Consider the following 16428-nt stretch of genomic DNA (forward strand, 5'->3'; position numbering starts at 1 on the left):
GATCAGGCCTTCGTCGAAAAACGATAACCGGTGCCACGCACGGTTTGTACCAGATTCTCATAGGCATCGCCGAGGGCCTTGCGCAGGCGACGGATGTGCACATCCACGGTGCGCTCCTCGACATAGACGTTGCCGCCCCAGACCTGGTCCAGCAGCTGGCCGCGGGTGTAGGCGCGTTCCTGGTGGGTCATGAAGAACTGCAGCAGGCGGTATTCGGTCGGCCCCATCTCGGCAGGCTTGCCGTCGATGGTCACCCGGTGGCTGATCGGGTCCAGCAGCAGGCCGCCGACTTCGATCGGCGCCTCGCCATCGGTCGGCCCGGCGCGGCGCAGTACGGCCTTCAGGCGCGCCACCAGTTCCCGTGGGGAGAACGGTTTGGTGATGTAGTCGTCGGCGCCGACTTCCAGGCCCTGGATCTTGTTGTCTTCCTCGCCCTTGGCCGTGAGCATGATGATCGGAATGTCACCGGTCAGCTCGTCGCGCTTGAGGCGCCGCGCCAGCTCGATACCGGAGGTGCCGGGCAGCATCCAGTCCAGCAGGATCAGGTCGGGCTTGCGGTCGATGATGATTGCGTGGGCCTGTTGAGAGTTTTCTGCTTCCATGCAGTCATAGCCGGCCATCTCCAACGCAACGGCAATCATCTCGCGGATGGGCGCCTCGTCGTCGACGATCAGAATGCTCCTGCCAACCATGGGGTAATCCTCTTGTCATTTAACTGTCTTGCGCCGCATTAGATAACGGAATTATTGCAGTCGTGTGACAGTTATTTCGTGCTCCGGCAGCAAAAGGGATCCTGGGCTACGCTTTTCAGTCCGAATCCTGGCTACCACACAAGAAGGTTTTCCATGGCTTATTACACTCGATCCATCAACGCGCTGGGGCTGTTGGTTGCGTTGGCATTACCGGGAATGGCGTTTGCGGCTGGCGAGCCGGCGATGGTCAAGGACGGTGTGCTGGTCGATCACGCGGGCATGACGTTGTATACCTTTGACAAGGATGACGACGGCAAGTCGATGTGCAACGACAAATGCGCCGTGAACTGGCCGCCGCTCAAGGCTGAAAGCACCGCGACGCCCTCGGGCGAATGGACTGTGATCACCCGTGCCGATGGCTCTTCACAATGGGCCTATGACGGCGATCCACTGTATACCTTTGTCGGCGATAAAAAGGCGGGGGACAAGACCGGTGACGGCAAGGGTGGCGTCTGGAAGATCGCCAAGCCCGATTGACTCCCGTCTGTCGAAGATCGCTGTGGCGAGGGGATTTATCCCCTCGCCACAAGGTCCGGTGACTGCTAAGAAATAAGTGTGCCTCAGCGCAACGCGTAATCCAGCACGATCCCCGCGAAAATTGCCAACCCGGCCCAGTGGTTGTGCAGGAATGCCTTGAAGCAGCGCATCCGGTCCCTGCTGCGGGTGTACCAGAACTCCCAGGCAAAACACCCGGCGGCGACCACCAGCCCCAAATGGAACCAGGTGCCCAGCTGGAACTTCACGCCGGCCAGCAGCAGGCAGCCCAGCGCCAGGCCCTGCAGCGTCAGGATGATCACGCGGTCGGCGTCGCCGAAGAGAATCGCCGTGGACTTCACCCCGATCCGCAGGTCGTCGTCCCGGTCGGTCATTGCGTAGTAAGTGTCATAGCCCACCGTCCACAGCAGGTTGGCGATGTATAGCAGCCAGGCGGCCGCCGGCAGGTGGCCGGTCTCGGCGGTGAACGCCATCGGCATTCCCCAGGAGAACGCCGCGCCCAGCACCACTTGCGGGTAATAGGTGTAGCGCTTCATGAAGGGGTAGGTGAAGGCCAGCGCCAGCCCGCCGAGGGACAGCAGGATGGTCGGTGCGTTGGTGCACAGCACCAGCAGGAAACTCACCCCCATCAGCACCGCGAAAAACACCAGCGCTTCCTTCGAACTGACCTTGCCGCTCACCAGCGGGCGCTGCTCGGTGCGTTTCACATGGCCGTCCACCTTGCGGTCGGCCCAGTCGTTGATGACGCAACCGCCAGCGCGGGTCAGTACCACGCCGAGGACGAAAATCACGATGTTGGCCAGGGAAGGGGAACCCTCTCCGGCGATCCACAACGCCCAGAGCGTCGGCCACAGCAACAGGTAGATGCCGATGGGCTTGTCCATGCGGGTCAGTTGCAGGAAATCCCAGGCCCGTGGGTTGAGGCGATTCAAGGATTTGAGCAGTTGCAGGTACATCAGCAAGTCTCCGAATAGGCGCGCGCGACGCTCCACAGGCGCGGCAGGAAGATTTCCGCCACCAGCACGCTCAACGCGCCGCGATCGAAACGCGAACGACGGCCCCACAGTTGTGGCGCGCGCACCTGCGCCGGCAGCCACGGCTCAGGGTAATGGCAAACCTCGATGGCGCGGCGCTGGAACGCCTGGTCGCAGAACAGCAGCTCCCCCAGGGAGCGGCTGCCCAGTGCGTCCATCTGCAACCCGTCCCCTTCCAATGCGCTGCGCGCCGCCACACTGCGGGCGAACACCCAAGGCTCGCCATGCCCCAGCAGGTACACCTCGCGGACCCAGCCTTCGCTGCCCTCGGCCAGGTCCAGGGCGGCGCATTCGTCGGCCCGCAATGGCTGCCAGCCTTCAAGCAGCGGCATCACACTGAAGTGGTCGTCCGACAGGCGCGTCAGGCGCCGGGTCAGGGAACCTTCGTCATACAGCCAGTCGAGCACACAGGCATCGGGGCGGGGCGAAAGCAGGTGCCGAGGCCACCAGTGAAGTGTAGGAAATATCGAATTTGTATGCGGCACAGGGGTCTTGAATGGCAGCAAAGGAGGTCGCGAGCTTACCATGGCGATCGTCGGTTTTGACGGCCCCGGCCTGCCATCGCGTCGATCGTGCTTGCATCTGCGGCGACCGATCAGTACAAAACGCCCTGAGCCGGAAGGGCGACCGCATCGACCCAACCATACCGGCAAACGCCTGATACCCGAGGAAGTACCCGAATGAAGAAGTGGCAATGTATCGTCTGCGGCCTGATCTATAACGAAGCCGACGGTTGGCCGGATGATGGCATCGCCCCCGGCACCCGCTGGGAGGATGTTCCGCAAGACTGGCTGTGCCCGGACTGCGGTGTCGGCAAAATGGACTTCGAAATGATCGAGATCGCCTGATCCGTCGTCCCCATCAAGAACAGCATGGAGAGCAACATGAGCGCACCTGTCGTCATCGTCGGTACCGGACTGGCCGGCTACAACCTGGCCCGGGAGTTTCGCAAGCTCGATAGCGAAACCCCGCTGCTGCTGATTACTGCGGACGACGGACGCTCCTACTCCAAGCCGATGCTCTCCACCGGCTTCGGCAAGAACAAGGACGCCGACGGCCTGAGCATGGCCGAGCCGGGCGCCATGGCCGAGCAACTGAAGGCCGAAGTGCGTACCCATACCCGCATCAGCGGTGTCGATCCGGGCCACAAGCGCCTGTGGATCGGCGAGGAAGCGGTGAGCTATCGCGACCTGGTCCTCGCCTGGGGCGCCGAAACCGTGCGGGTGCCAGTACAGGGTGACGCCGCGGACCTGATCTTTCCCGTCAATGACCTGGAAGACTACGGGCGCTTCCGGGCGGCTGCTGTCGGCAAACGTCGGGTACTGCTGCTCGGCGCCGGCCTGATCGGCTGCGAATTCGCCAACGACCTGATCCTTGGCGGCTACGAAGTGCAACTGGTGGCGCCGTGCGAGCAAGTCATGCCGACGCTGCTGCACCCGGCTGCCGCCGCCGCGGTGCAAGCCGGGCTGGAAAGCCTCGGCGCGCGTTTCCACCTGGGGCCGGTGCTCAATCGCCTGCAGCGGGTGGCCGACGGGCTGGAGGCGCACCTGTCCGACGGCCAGGTGATTGCCTGCGACCTGGTGGTCTCGGCCATTGGCTTGCGCCCGCGCATCGACCTGGCGGCTGCCGCGGGCCTGGTGGTCAATCGCGGCGTGGTGGTCGACCGTCACCTGAAGACTTCCCACGCCAACATCTTCGCCCTGGGCGATTGCGCCGAGGTCGATGGCTTGAACCTGCTCTACGTCATGCCCCTGATGAGCTGCGCCCGGGCCCTGGCCCAGACCCTGGCCGGCAATCCGACCGCCGTGAGCTATGGCCCCATGCCGATCACCGTGAAGACACCGGTATGCCCGCTGGTGGTTTCACCGCCACCGCGAGGCCGCGAAGGCGTCTGGAGCGTCGAAGGGCAGGGCGCCGACATCAAGGCCCTGTGCCGCGATGCCCAGGGCAACCTGCTGGGCTATGCCCTGACAGGTGCGGCAGTGATGGAAAAGCTGGCGCTGAACAAGGAACTTCCGCCCCTGTTGGCGTAAATACTGGGGGTTCTGTCGCAAAAACCCTACTTTTCGTCCCACAAAGCTCATCCGGCCACTGGCGCCGCCTGCTGCCCCGTGCCATTCTCACTTCCGTCTGCCGCAGTGTAGAGCCTGCGGTGCCTTAGGGGCTGTTCCCATGAGACCAGCCCAGACATAACAACAAAAAACCGTCAAAGGGGCTTCATTCATGCGTAAACCAGAACTCGCCGCCGCCATCGCGGAAAAAGCGGACCTCACCAAGGAACAGGCCAACCGCGTCCTCAACGCCGTTCTCGAAGAAATCACCGGCGCCCTGCATCGCAAGGACAGCGTTACCCTGGTAGGTTTCGGCACCTTCCTGCAACGCCACCGCGGCGCCCGCACTGGCAAGAACCCACAGACGGGTGAGCCGGTGAAAATCAAGGCCAGCAACACCGTCGCTTTCAAGCCGGGCAAATCGTTGAAGGACATCGTCAATCCGTAATTGCTGCAACCACCTCGGTTGGGGGGAAGTGGCAACAAAAAGGGCACATCGGTGCGAATCGAGTGCCCTTTTTCATGGTTTTTTGCCTTAGCCTCCCGAGTCGCCGTGGGCGCTGACGTGAACATGGGCAGCGTCGGTGCGGCGCCATGCGGCTCCTGGAACGCCACAAGGCCGAGCGGGTGGCCGATACGCGCTGGGCGGGCGCGGCATGGCACAGCCCGGACGGCCTGTGGACGCCGTTGATGCATTCGCCCTGATGGTGCGGGACAAACGGGGCGGTCCGGATTTCGTGCCGGCCAATATCTGACGGGGCTGGCTCTTACATTCAAGGAGTGCAGGCGTGATGCGATCTCGTTTCGATCCGCTGGTTCATGTCGATTGGAAAATCCCGGGGGGCGAGCTCCTTGCGTTGCTCCAGCATTACTACCCCGATATCGACGTGTTTGTCGGCCGGCCCTTCGAGGCGCTGCTGGATGAGCTCTGCAATGAGATGCCCGAGATCTGCTTCCAGGCGCTGGCCAATGCCTTGGCCGAACGAGGCTACGACCTGTGGAACCTGGATGCCGGCGGCGATGACTACCGACCGGTCATTGTCCCGACCGATCAGCGCCAGGCATTTGCCAGGCACTGGCAGGACCAGGAGGACTTCACGCCGAGCCTGATCGAGCCCCGGCAACCGGTTGTCGCCGAGGGAAAAGCCCCGCGCAAGCCGGCCAGGTCCAAGCGCGGCAAGCTGAACTGGCTGCAGGAAGTGCACGACTATCCCGGCCCCACCTACGTCGATGAATACAACTACCGCAACGGTTGGGCCGCCGTTACCGAGCAGGACGATGAACGGTGGCTGTGCTTCCTGATCGACTATAACCAGTGGCCGCCTGCGGAGCAGGACATGCTCGAGCACCGTACCGATGGGCTCGACGGTGCCGACCTGCAACTCATCGATGCCAATGCCCGGCGCAGCCTGTGGAGACGTCGGGTCAAAAGCGGCGATTACAGTGCGGACGACCGCTACCGATACGAAGTGCGCCAGGGTGACGATATCCAGGATTTCGGCCCTGCCCAGGTGCAATGGCCGGGCTTCGAGCAGCCCTGTGTCGTGGTGGACGGCGAGGTCTTCGAACGCCAGCGTATTTACGAGCCAGTGCCGATGACGCGTATCTGGCGGATCACGGCGCAGGCCAGCGAAGTCATTTTCGAACACCCGGATGAACTGACGATATTGCCTATCGGGGCCCGTCGCCTGCTGTTCATGCAGCACAACGGCCCCCTGTGCTGGACCTGGAGTCAGGACCCACCGCACCAAGCCATCGCCGCCCAGCCGATGCCGGCGGTGGACGGTTACCACCTCCGAAGTTCGACCGCCTACCTGGGGGGTGATGAGATCCTGCTGTTCAGCGAAGACAAGCGAAAGAGCCTCCAAGACCCGCGCTACCACGAGACCGTGCTGCTGGCCTGGCGCTTCAACGTGGTCACGGGGGCCGCAACGAAGGCGCTGCTGGATGGCTTTGGCAGCGAGGTGCGCCAGGACACGCGCCTGCTTGTCACAGAACCCAGGAACGTCATCACGCTGCGCACGTTCCACGGGCGGGTTCATGTCAGCCGGGGGCACGGTGACTGGTGGGTCTGGAACTACGTCACTCAGACGTTCGGTTCCCACACCCTGGCCTGGTTCTGGAATCAGCGCAGCAACCAGGTGCTCAAGCTGTCCAGCCAGGATATCCGGCGTATCAAGCCGCAGGTGCGTTACCTGCCGGCCCAGGATCGCTACCTGGCGTTCGAAGCGGATTTCGTCGCCAGGTTGCCGACGTTCGACGCGATGCTCGAGGCCAAGGGCAGCGAGGTGCTGGGTTTCGACTGACCGTGGCGACAGCCAGGATGTGCGCCTGCGCCCAGCTTCCTGGGCGCTGCGCTCCGGCTGTGCCGGGATGGACGGATTGGCACCTTGTCCTGTTCGCCTTTGTCGACCCGCCCTGGAAACGTAGAGCGCTAGCGAACCCCTTCCACCAGGACCTTGTCTTTCTCACCGCCCCAAGGGTCGTCCAGCAGGTACTTGGCAGGTGCCTTGCTGTCTGAGGGCACCAGCGTGATCTTGTAGAAAATCTCGTCCCCTTCGCACACTTCGAAGTACAACGCGTAGTCGCGTGCGTGCAGGTCAAGCTCGACCTTGAATTTTTCAGCGGCGGAGGCGACTTCCACATGGTTGATGTCGGTGACTTGAAACGGCACGACGATGCAGCGCTGGGCGGTGGGATCAAGGTTGAAGTGATCTTCCAGTTTCAAATGCACATTGGCGCCGAAAGCGTCCTCGGGCAAAGGGTCGAACACCACATAGTCTTTATGGATGATCGCGCCTTGTTCCAGGTTGGTCTTGCCCCACTGGCTCGAGGTCTCGTCGAAGGGCCGTGAACGGAATTGAATCTGGCTGTGGGAGATCAACAGATCCACGGATTGAGCGGTATTTTTCATCAGTAAACCTCGATTTTGACTCTGGTTCCGTCGGGTAGGTCGGACAGGATGTTGCCGATACTCGAGCCGGCCCCCCGGTTGTCGCTGGGATCGATGTACTTGACGCTGGCGCCGGTGCCGCCTTCCTTGAACATTGCCATCGGCCACTCGTCCCGGTCCTTGCCTGCTTTGGTCTTGACGTCCTTCAGGCTGAGTTTGCGATTGAGCTTAGCGGTGTCGCGTTGAATGGTCACAATGTAGGGATGACCTTTTTTGATCGCCCCGTCGATGTGTCCAAATGTCTGGGGATACTCGGAGCGTTTCAATCGCAGCCTGTAATCGTACTGTTTTGACCGTGCCTTGATCAGCGTACAGCCGGCAAGGCCAAGGGGGTCCTGCCAAGTGAATGGATTCAGGACGAACGCGTAAAGATTGAACCCTCCGGCCAACCCGATCGGATCCGGTGTGATGAATCGGCCGGTGTCGGGATCGTAATATCGGTGCAAGTTGTAATGCAGCCCCGTCTCCCGGTCCAGGTACTGTCCCTGGAACCGCAGGTTCTGCTCTTCGATGTAATACGGCTCGCGCAGCTCTTCCAGCGTGTTGCCCCACACCCGATAGGTCGCCCGCCAGATGTTGTGTCCGTCGGCTTCGGTGAGCTGCTCTGGCAGGCCATTGAGGTCGTTGTGGTAATAGCGGATTTTTTGCAGCGGGCCAGTGCCATCGACCCGGGCCAGGGGTTCGTAGCTGTTGTCGTCGTAAAGGTACAGGCTGGTCTGCTGGTGGCGATGCTCTTGCAACAGGCGCAGGCCGTCCCAGGCGAAACGGGTTTCGCCCAGCGGATAGCCATTGGTGTCATGCTCGGTTTTTGCGATGCGTCGGCCCAGCGGGTCGTAGGTCATGCGCACGATGCTGCCGTTCTCGTTGCGCACTTCGACCAGGCGGCTCTCGGCATCATAGGCAAAGCGTTGCAGGCCCCGTTTTGCGCTGCGCTTTTCGATCATCCGGCCAAAGGCATCGTAGCGGTAACGCTTGTCCTCATAAGTCAGCAGCTTGTTGTGCACCACCCGTCCAGCGCCGGCCTGCGGGCCGTCCAGCAGGTTGGCGGCGGCGTCGTAGGCGAACGTCTCGCGTTGGCCGTGGAGGCTGTCCTGGCTGGCGAGGATGCGGCCGGTGGCGTCATAGTGCAGGAGTCGGCGGTGTGGTGCGGCCGGTTGCTGATCGAGCTTGCCGATCAGGTTGTCGGCGGGGTCGTACTCGAAGCGTTTTTGCAGCGTCGCCGGCAGGTTCGACGGTTGGCTGCCGTGGCGGCGTTGGCGCGCACGCAGGCGGCCGCAGCGGTCGTATTCGCTGCGGGTGCTGACCTGTCCTTGGGTACGTAGCACTTCGCGGTGCAGGCGGTCGCGCTCGAAGTCGCTGATGACCTGGCCGTCGAGGTTGATCTGGTGCAGATGCCCGCTGCCGTAGTACAGCCGGTTGAGCCAGCGGCCATCGGGCAGTTGGGTCTGGATCAGGTTGCCGAGTTCGTCGTAGTGGTATCGCAGGCTGCCGGCGGCGCTGTTTTCGGCCACCAACTGGCCGAGGGCGTCGTAGGCGAAGCTCAGGCCTTGGGCGTTGCCCTGATGGTCGGTGAAGGTGACGGCGGTAAGCTGGTCCAGCGGGTCGTAGGCGTATTCGGTGCGGCCATCGTCGGTGACTTTGGCAATCAGCCGGCCCACGGCGTCGCGCTCCAGTCGATGCACGATGGGCGATGGTGGCGTTTCGGGAACGACCGCCAGGCCTGTGCCGTAAGGGGCCGGAACGGCCGTTATCGCTGTGACGTTGTCCAGTCGGTCGTAGGTGTAGCGCTTGGCGCTGCCATCCAGGTCCTGCTGTTCGGCCAACCGGTCTCCCGCATCCCAGGCAAACCGATAGCTCTCGCCGTTCTCGTTGACCAGTGCCTGCAGTCGCCCATAGCTGTCATACGCAAACTGCACCTGCCGGCCCTGGGCGTCGGTGCGCTGGCGGACCTGGCCACGGCGGTTGTGCTGGTAGAGCGTGGTGTGTCCGGCAGGGTCGGTGTAGCCGGTCAACTGGCCGGCGACGTCGCGCTGGTACTGCTCGGTGCGGCCGTCCGGCAATTGGCTGCCGATCAGACGGCCCCGGGCATCGTAGCTAAATTGGGTGCGTTCGCCCAGGGCGTTGGTGATGGTTTGCAGGTGGCCACGCGAGTCGTAGCTCAAGCGTGTCGGATAACCCGAGCAGTCGATGTGCTCCACCAGTTGCCCGAAAGGGTTCCAGCGCAGCTTCTTGCTTTTGCCGGTGGCGTCGATGATCTCGATGGCCTGGCCGTGGGCGTCGTAGCGGTAGCGGGTGACGTGGCCCAGGGGATCGGTTTCGCCGATGCAGTTGCCACGTTGATCGTAGCGGTATTTCCAGCTGTTGCCGGCCGCATCGGTGTACACCAGCGGCAGGGACCAGTGTTCGAGCCAGAGGGTCGATTCGCTGCGACCCAGCGGGTCGGTTTCGCCGATCAGGTTGCCGGCTGCGTCATAGCTGTAGGCGTAGCGCCCGCCCTGCGGGTCGGTGGCGCCGAGCATCTGGCGTTCGTCGTTCCACTCGAACGTCCAGGTCTGACCGAGGTTGTCACTGCATCGGGTGATCTGGTACTGGCTGTTCCAGTGTCGCGTGCTGACGCGCTGCAGGCTGTCGGTGATGCGCGTGGTGCCGGCCGAAAGGTCGTAGTCGAACTGGTAGGCATCGCCCTCGTCGGTCCAGTGACGGACCACGCGCCATTCCTGGCCGTCGATCAAGGCCCAGTCGTAGAAGCAGCGCAGGCCCGTCGGTAACTGGTGTTCCACCATGCGCCGCCCTGCGTCATAGGCGAAGCGTCGTTGCACCAGGCCGGCGGCGTCGCGTACTTCGACCAGGTTGCCCAGCGTATCGTAGCCGTAGCTGACCAGCGCTTCGCGTTGCTGGTCGGGGTACAGGCGCTCGATCTGGATGACACGTTCACGCTCGTAGGCCAGTTCCACCTGTATCAGGTCGAAAGCATCGCGCAGCCGCACCAGGCGCCCGGTTTCGTCGTAGTCGAGGTGAATACGGTTGTCGTTGCGATCGCCCAGCTGGCTCAGGCGCAAGTGCGATGGGTTGGCAGGCGCGGGCTCGAACAAGCGGTACAGGCCGTCGTCGCTTTCGATCAGCAACTGGCCGTTGACGTGGCGACGCACGGCCAGGCCTTCGCCGGCGCTGAACACCGCACCGCCCAGGGGGATCGAGCCCATGTCGATGCGGCGGCCCTGTTCGTCGGTGTAGACCAGGGTTTCGCCGCCCTCCGGATGCGGCCGGATTTCGACGCACACTTCGTAGGGCACGCTCCAGCCGACGCCGAACAAGCCTTCGCCGCGCTCGTCGCGGCTGCAGTAGAAACGTTGCCAATCGATGGGCAGGATCCCCGGCAGCACGAAATCCCGCTCCTCGTCACCACCCAGCACCTTGGCCCCGGTGGCGGCATGCACCGGATTCGACGAGCCCATGGCCGCATTGGCCGCCGCGCCCATGGCGCTGCTGACCGCCATCGACGCCGCCGCGCCAGCCAGCATGCACGGCAGGTTGCTCAGGAACTTGCCCTTGCCACCCTTGAGCATCAGCAACGCAGTCACCGCCAGGCCCACGCCCGGTGTCTTGCCGCTGCGGATCTCGCGCACCACCACCGAACCGCCGCCGATGGTCACATCTGGAGAGATCAGCCCGGACGACACCACCTTGGCATCGCAGGTGCTGCGGTCGCCGCTGCGCACGGCGGGCTGGCCGTTGATGGTGACCTTGTCCGAGCCTTCGGCCAGGAACTGCGGTGGCATCGGCGGGTGCTTGGTGCAGATGACCAGGTCTTCTGGCTTGGGCACGGCACCGGGAGCAGGCGTGGCGACGGTGGGTCGCCACATCTGCGAGAAGAAGCTCTCGGCCATGTCCAGGTAGCTGGGCTCGGCCTCGGGGGCCTCCAGCTCGGTGCCGGCCGGTGCGACATGGGACTCGATCGCTCCGGCGGCGCGGGCCGCGGGAATGTTGTTGGTGAGCGTGTCGGTGGAGCCGGTGAGGATGTTGGCCTGCACCGTGGGGGGAAAGAGGGCGTTGCCGATGCCCTCGCATAAATTGCTCAGGCCCTTGTCGGCTCCGGTCTTGCTCATGGCGATGCCGACGACGGCGCCGACCACGGCGCCCAGCAGGAAACAGCCCAGGCCGCCGGTGGCGACGGTGATCCCGGTGGCCGCCACCACGGCAGCGGTGGCCAGGGCGGTGATCGCGATATTCGCTGCCACCTCCAGCACGCCGCCGAGGATGTCGGCCATCATCGAGGTATGTTCCAGTGCATCGCCCAAGCGGGCCGCCCAGAGTGCGTCAGGCATATTGAATACTCATGGGACTCGGATGTCTGGCGGATGCGTTTGCATGTACTTCGATGCTTTCCATTGCATCCTTTTTCCTATGGGGTCAAGGCATGCTCATCAATGCCATTCTCAGGCGCCTGATCAGCTTCGGGCTCTTGAGGCAATCGGCCGGGCGTTTGTTACCCAAGGCCGGCACGACTTGTTCCATCCACCACAGGCCTTCCTTGAGCCCTCGTTTTCCATAGAGCACCACGGCCATGTCGAGGTTGTCGTCCATGGACTTGGCGAGCGTGCGGGCGTTGTCGTCGAGGTAGTCCTCTTCATACAGACGCACAAAGGTTTGCCAGTCGGCGTCGCCGACGTATTCGTCTTCCAGTCCCATTTCTAAAAGCCCGCGAAGGAAATCAGATTACTGCCGGTCGGGTTGCGCGCCGACGGCGCCAGGATCCCATCATAACCGTTGGCCTTGGCCCAGGCGCCGATCTGGTGGGTCTGGGTGTATTTGTTGCCAGTGATGCTTTTCAGCGACACGCCCAATTGCTTGCGCACATCGGCGCGGGTCAGGTCCAGGACGTTGTTGAGCTGAACTTTTTTGCTCACCAGGACCCGCGTGGACAGGTCCACGCCCCAGTGATTGACCTCGCCCATGGCGGTCTTGCGCGAGTTGGCGCCGTAGACGCCACCCAGGCCGGGGGCGGTATAACGGTGTCGGGCGGCGACGTTCCATTTATGCACCGTCCAGGTCGTGCTGATCCGCCCAGGCTCTTCAAAGCGATAAACCGTCCGGTTGACCTTGCGACCTTTCGGCGGGGTCGTGCACTTCATCAGCCCCAGGGGGTCGATCCAGCTCACCGGGTTTGGCGCGTATTGGTAGAGGTTCAATCCACCTGCCAGGCCGATGGGGTCCGGGGTGGTGAACCGGCCGATGTCCGGATCGTAAAAGCGCAGGGTGTTGTAATGCAGGCCGGTTTCCCGGTCCAGGTACTGGCCCTGGAACCGCAGGTTCTGTTCTTCGATGAAATACGGCTCGCGCAACTCTTCGGCGATGTTGCCCCAGACCTGGTAATGGGCACGCCAAAGCGTGTGGCCGTCGGCTTCGGAAAGTTGTTCGGGCAGGCCGTTGAGATCGTTGTGGTAATAACGGACTTTCTGCTGCTCACCGATGCCATCGACCCTGGCCAGGGGCTCGTGGCTGTCGTCGGCATAAATGTAGAGGCTGGTCTGGCCGTTGCGGTGCTCCTGTAACAGTTGCAGCGCATCCCAGGTAAAGCGGGTCCGGCCGAGCACGTTGGCGTGACGGTCGTATTCGGCCTTTTCGATGCGTCGACCCAACGGGTCGTAGGTCATCTTCACGACCGAGCCGTTGTCGTTGTGGACCTCCAGCAAACGCTGCTCTGCGTCGTACTTGAAGCGCTGTACGCCGCGTCGGCTGCTGCGTTTTTCCACCATGCGGCCGAAACCGTCGTAGCGGTAGCGCTTGTCCTGATAGGTCAACAGGCGGTTATGGGTGACATGCCCGGTGCCCATCAGTCCGTCGAGCAGGTTGGCCGATGGATCGTAGGCGAAGCCTTCGCGCTGGCCCTTGAGGTTGTCCTGGCTGGCAAGGATCCGACCGGTGGCATCGTAATGCAGCAGTTGGCGATGAGGGGCTTCGGGCTGGTTGTCGAAGCGCTCCACCAGTTGATCGCTGCTGTCGTAGGCAAACAGCGACTGCGCTATTGGCGGCAGCAACGTCGACTGGCCCTGCTGCCGTCGCTGGCGAGCCCGCAGACGACCGCTGCGGTCGTATTCGCTGCGGGTGCTGAGGCGTCCCTGGGTGCGCAGTACTTCGCGGTGCAGACGGTCGCGTTCGAAGTCGCTGATGACCTGGCCATCAAGGTTGATCTGGTGCAGATGGCCGCTGCCATAGTGCAGGCGGTTCAGCCAGCGGCCATCGGGAAGCTGCGTCTGGGTGAGGTTGCCCAGTTCGTCATAGCGATGCTCGAGGCGTCCGGCCCAGCTCTGTTCGGCAATCAACTGCCCGAGGGCATCGTAGCTGAAGCCGACGCTCTGCTGGTCACCGGTCAGGCTGGTGAAGGTTACGGCAATGACCTGGTCGAGGGCGTCATAGCGATATTCGGTGCGCCCGTCGGCGGTGACCTTGGCAACCAGCCGTCCTACCGCATCGCGCTCCAGTTCATGGATGATGGGCGCTTGTGGCGAGAGGTCCAGGTTGGTGCTGCCGGGAGCGGCGTGGGCTTGCACGCGAGTGACGTTGTCCAGTGCGTCGTAGGTGTAGTGCTTGAGGCTGCCGTCCAGGCTCTGCTGGGTGCTCAGCCGGTCGCCCGCATCCCAGGCGAACCGATAGCTTTCGCCGTTCTCGTTGGTCAGGGCCAGCAGGCGCCCGTAGTGGTCGTAGCTCAACTCCACCCGCCGGCCATGGGCGTCGGTGCGCAGGTGCAACTGGCCGCTTGGGGTGTGCTGGAAGCACGTGGTGTGCCCGGCGGCGTCGCTGTAGCCGATCAACTGACCGCTGACATCGCGCTGATAGTGCTCGGTTCGCCCGTCGGGCAGTTGCTTGCTCAGCAATCGGCCCAGGTCGTCGTAGCTGAAACGGGTGCGTTCTCCCAGTGCATCGGTGCTGCCGAGCAACAGCCCACGCTCGTCGTAGCTCAGTCGCGTGGTGTAGCCGGAGCAGTCGGTGTGTTCGCTGAGTTGACCCAGCGGCGTCCAGCGCATCGTTTTGCTTTTACCGCTGGCGTCGATGATTTCGACGACCTGACCGTGGTTGTCGTAGCGGTAGCGGGTGACATGGCCCAGTGGGTCGGTTTCACGGATACGGTTGCCACGCGCGTCATAGCGGTACTGCCAGGTGTTGCCCGCGGCATCGGTTTCAGCCAGGGGCAGGGCCCAGTGTTCGAGCCACAGCGTCGACTCGCTGCGCCCGAGCGGGTCGAGGGTCTGGCACAGATTGCCCGCTTCGTCATAGCTGAACCGATGCTGCCCGCCGTTGGGATCGGTGGCCCCCAGCAACTGGCTTTCGTCGTTCCACTGGAAGGTCCAGGTGCGATCCAGTGCATCGGTGGCTTCGGTGATCCGGTAGCGCTCGTCCCAGCGCCGGGTGCTGATGCGGTTCAAGCCGTCGCTGATGCGGGTGATGCCGCCGGCCAGATCATAGGTGAACGTGTAGGTATCGCCAGCGTCGGTCCAATGGCGCACCACGCGCCATTCCCGGTCTTCAAGCAGGGCCCATTCGTAGAAACAGCGCAGGCCGGTGGGCAGTTGGTGCTCCACCATGCGCCGCCCCGAGTCGTAGGCATAACGCCGTTTGACCTGGTTGTTGGAGTGGCGCACATGCGCCAGATCCCCTTGGGCGTCGTAGCCGTAGTGCATCAGCACTTCGCGGCGCTGGTCGGGGTAGAGGCGTTCGATCCGACTGACGCGTTGTGGACGGCGCTGGTCGTAGACCAGTTCGACCTGTACCTGATCGAAGCTGTCGCGCAGCCGCACCAGGCGCCCGGTTTCGTCGTAGTCGAGATGGATGCGGTTGTCGTTACGGTCGCCCAGTTGATCGAGGCGCAGCTGCGCAGCATGGCCCGGTGTCGGTTCGAACAGGCGATACAGCCCATCCGCGCTTTCGATCAGCAGTTTTCCATCGGAGTGCCGCCGGACCGAGAGCCCTTCACCGGGGCTGAACACGGCGCCGCCCAGGGGGATCGAGCCCATGTCGATGCGGCGGCCCTGTTCGTCGGTGTAGACCAGGGTTTCGCCGCCCTCGGGATGGGGCAGGACCTCCACGCGTATTTCGTAGGCGACGCTCCAACCGGCGCCGAACAAACTGTCGCCCCGTTCGTCGCGGCTGTTATAGAAGCGCTGCCAGTCGATGGGCAGGATCCCGGGCAAGACGAAGTCCAGCTCCTCGACATCGCCCAGCACTTTTGCGCCGGTGGCGGCATGCACCGGGTTCGACGAGCCCATGGCCGCATTGGCCGCCGCGCCCATCGCACTACTGACGGCCATCGAGGCCGCGCCGCCTATCAACATGCACGGTAGGTTGCTCAGGAACTTGCCCTTGCCACCCTTGAGCATCAGCAACGCAGTCACCGCCAGGCCCACGCCCGGTGTCTTGCCGCTGCGGATCTCGCGCACCACCACCGAACCGCCGCCGATGGTCACATCCGGAGAGATCAGCCCGGACGACACCACCTTGGCATCGCAGGTGCTGCGGTCGCCGCTGCGCACGGCGGGCTGGCCGTTGATGGTGACCTTGTCCGAGCCTTCGGCCAGGAACTGCGGTGGCATCGGCGGGTGCTTGGTGCAGATGACCAGGTCTTCTGGCTTGGGCACGGCGCCGGGAGCAGGCGTGGCGACGGTGGGTCGCCACATCTGCGAGAAGAAGCTCTCGGCCATGTCCAGGTAGCTGGGCTCGGCCTCGGGGGCCTCCAGCTCGGTGCCGGCCGGCGCGACATGGGACTCGATCGCTCCGGCGGCGCGGGCCGCGGGAATGTTGTTGGTGAGGGTGTCGGTGGAGCCTGTGAGGATGTTGGCTTGCACCGTGGGGGGAAAGAGGGCATTGCCGATGCCCTCGCATAAATTGCTCAGGCCCTTGTCGGCTCCGGTCTTGCTCATGGCGATGCCGACGACGGCGCCGACCAAGGCGCCCAGCAGGAAACAGCCCAGGCCGCCGGTGGCGACGGTGATCCCGGTGGCCGCCACCACGGCAGCGGTGGCCAGGGCGGTGATCGCGATATTCGCTGCCACCTCCAGCACGCCGCCGAGGATGTCGGCCATCATCGAGGTATGTTCCAGTGCATCGCCCAAGCGGGCCGCCCACAGTGCATCAGACATGCAAGCGAC

Annotated in this window: 12 protein-coding genes; 5 read left to right on the forward strand and 7 right to left on the reverse strand. The window is 63.5% G+C overall.

All coding sequences use genetic code 11. The features are described from left to right. Positions 1-2: 2 nt before the first annotated feature. On the reverse strand, positions 3-692 hold the full coding sequence (gene phoB, locus BW992_RS07645) for a phosphate regulon transcriptional regulator PhoB (protein ID WP_053148877.1): 690 nt from the start codon (positions 690-692) through the stop codon (positions 3-5). A gap of 153 nt (positions 693-845) precedes the next feature. Between phoB and BW992_RS07650 the strand changes: the two genes are divergently transcribed. Further along, on the forward strand, positions 846-1229 hold the full coding sequence (locus tag BW992_RS07650; RefSeq protein ID WP_076405923.1) for a COG4315 family predicted lipoprotein: 384 nt from the start codon (positions 846-848) through the stop codon (positions 1227-1229). A gap of 83 nt (positions 1230-1312) precedes the next feature. Here BW992_RS07650 and ubiA read toward each other — a convergent pair whose 3' ends face one another. Both ubiA and BW992_RS07660 read right to left on the reverse strand, forming a co-directional pair. Continuing rightward, entirely contained in the window at positions 1313-2203 is an 891-nt protein-coding gene (gene ubiA, locus BW992_RS07655; RefSeq protein ID WP_072397228.1) for a 4-hydroxybenzoate octaprenyltransferase, read from the reverse strand. Continuing rightward, entirely contained in the window at positions 2203-2766 is a 564-nt protein-coding gene (locus BW992_RS07660; protein WP_072397580.1) for a chorismate--pyruvate lyase family protein, read from the reverse strand. Before BW992_RS07660 ends, ubiA begins: the two co-directional genes overlap by 1 nt. Positions 2767-2961: 195 nt before the next feature. Between BW992_RS07660 and BW992_RS07665 the strand changes: the two genes are divergently transcribed. From BW992_RS07665 to BW992_RS07685, 4 genes are all read left to right on the forward strand, one after another. After that, entirely contained in the window at positions 2962-3129 is a 168-nt protein-coding gene (locus BW992_RS07665) for a rubredoxin (protein WP_072397226.1), read from the forward strand. 36 nt (positions 3130-3165) lie between these two features. Beyond that, positions 3166-4314: an NAD(P)/FAD-dependent oxidoreductase gene (locus BW992_RS07670; RefSeq protein ID WP_076405925.1), complete on the forward strand. Its 1149-nt coding sequence runs from the start codon at positions 3166-3168 to the stop codon at positions 4312-4314. Between the two features lie 190 nt (positions 4315-4504). Beyond that, the gene (locus BW992_RS07675) at positions 4505-4780 is read left to right on the forward strand and encodes an HU family DNA-binding protein (RefSeq protein ID WP_072397222.1); all 276 of its coding nucleotides are present in this window, start codon (positions 4505-4507) and stop codon (positions 4778-4780) included. Between the two features lie 343 nt (positions 4781-5123). Further along, on the forward strand, positions 5124-6638 hold the full coding sequence (locus tag BW992_RS07685) for a hypothetical protein (protein ID WP_076405927.1): 1515 nt from the start codon (positions 5124-5126) through the stop codon (positions 6636-6638). A 128-nt stretch (positions 6639-6766) separates the two neighbouring features. On the opposite strand, the gene comJ is transcribed toward BW992_RS07685, so the two are convergent. From comJ to BW992_RS07710, 4 genes are all read right to left on the reverse strand, one after another. Next, positions 6767-7246: a competence protein ComJ gene (comJ, locus tag BW992_RS07690; RefSeq protein WP_076405930.1), complete on the reverse strand. Its 480-nt coding sequence runs from the start codon at positions 7244-7246 to the stop codon at positions 6767-6769. After that, a complete protein-coding gene (locus BW992_RS07700) occupies positions 7246-11610 on the reverse strand; it encodes an RHS repeat-associated core domain-containing protein (RefSeq protein WP_231991111.1) in 4365 nt (1454 codons plus the stop codon). Before BW992_RS07700 ends, comJ begins: the two co-directional genes overlap by 1 nt. Before the next feature lie 85 nt (positions 11611-11695). Beyond that, complete coding sequence (locus tag BW992_RS07705) at positions 11696-11974, reverse strand: hypothetical protein (RefSeq protein ID WP_072399298.1); 279 nt, start codon at positions 11972-11974, stop codon at positions 11696-11698. Positions 11975-11976: 2 nt separating this feature from the next. Beyond that, positions 11977-16419 carry an RHS repeat-associated core domain-containing protein gene (locus BW992_RS07710; protein ID WP_076405932.1) on the reverse strand — a complete coding sequence of 1481 codons (4443 nt, stop codon included), beginning with the start codon at positions 16417-16419 and terminating at the stop codon, positions 11977-11979. Positions 16420-16428 lie beyond the last annotated feature (9 nt).

Source organism: Pseudomonas sp. 7SR1 (genome assembly GCF_900156465.1).
Lineage (GTDB): Bacteria > Pseudomonadota > Gammaproteobacteria > Pseudomonadales > Pseudomonadaceae > Aquipseudomonas.

Coding starts and splice junctions, on each gene's coding strand:
- phoB (WP_053148877.1), bottom strand. CDS start 692: ATGGTTGGCAGGAGCATTCTGATCGTCGACGACGAGGCGCCCATCCGC.
- BW992_RS07650 (WP_076405923.1), top strand. CDS start 846: ATGGCTTATTACACTCGATCCATCAACGCGCTGGGGCTGTTGGTTGCG.
- ubiA (WP_072397228.1), bottom strand. CDS start 2,203: ATGTACCTGCAACTGCTCAAATCCTTGAATCGCCTCAACCCACGGGCC.
- BW992_RS07665 (WP_072397226.1), top strand. CDS start 2,962: ATGAAGAAGTGGCAATGTATCGTCTGCGGCCTGATCTATAACGAAGCC.
- BW992_RS07670 (WP_076405925.1), top strand. CDS start 3,166: ATGAGCGCACCTGTCGTCATCGTCGGTACCGGACTGGCCGGCTACAAC.
- BW992_RS07675 (WP_072397222.1), top strand. CDS start 4,505: ATGCGTAAACCAGAACTCGCCGCCGCCATCGCGGAAAAAGCGGACCTC.
- BW992_RS07685 (WP_076405927.1), top strand. CDS start 5,124: ATGCGATCTCGTTTCGATCCGCTGGTTCATGTCGATTGGAAAATCCCG.
- comJ (WP_076405930.1), bottom strand. CDS start 7,246: ATGAAAAATACCGCTCAATCCGTGGATCTGTTGATCTCCCACAGCCAG.
- BW992_RS07700 (WP_231991111.1), bottom strand. CDS start 11,610: ATGCCTGACGCACTCTGGGCGGCCCGCTTGGGCGATGCACTGGAACAT.
- BW992_RS07705 (WP_072399298.1), bottom strand. CDS start 11,974: ATGGGACTGGAAGACGAATACGTCGGCGACGCCGACTGGCAAACCTTT.
- BW992_RS07710 (WP_076405932.1), bottom strand. CDS start 16,419: ATGTCTGATGCACTGTGGGCGGCCCGCTTGGGCGATGCACTGGAACAT.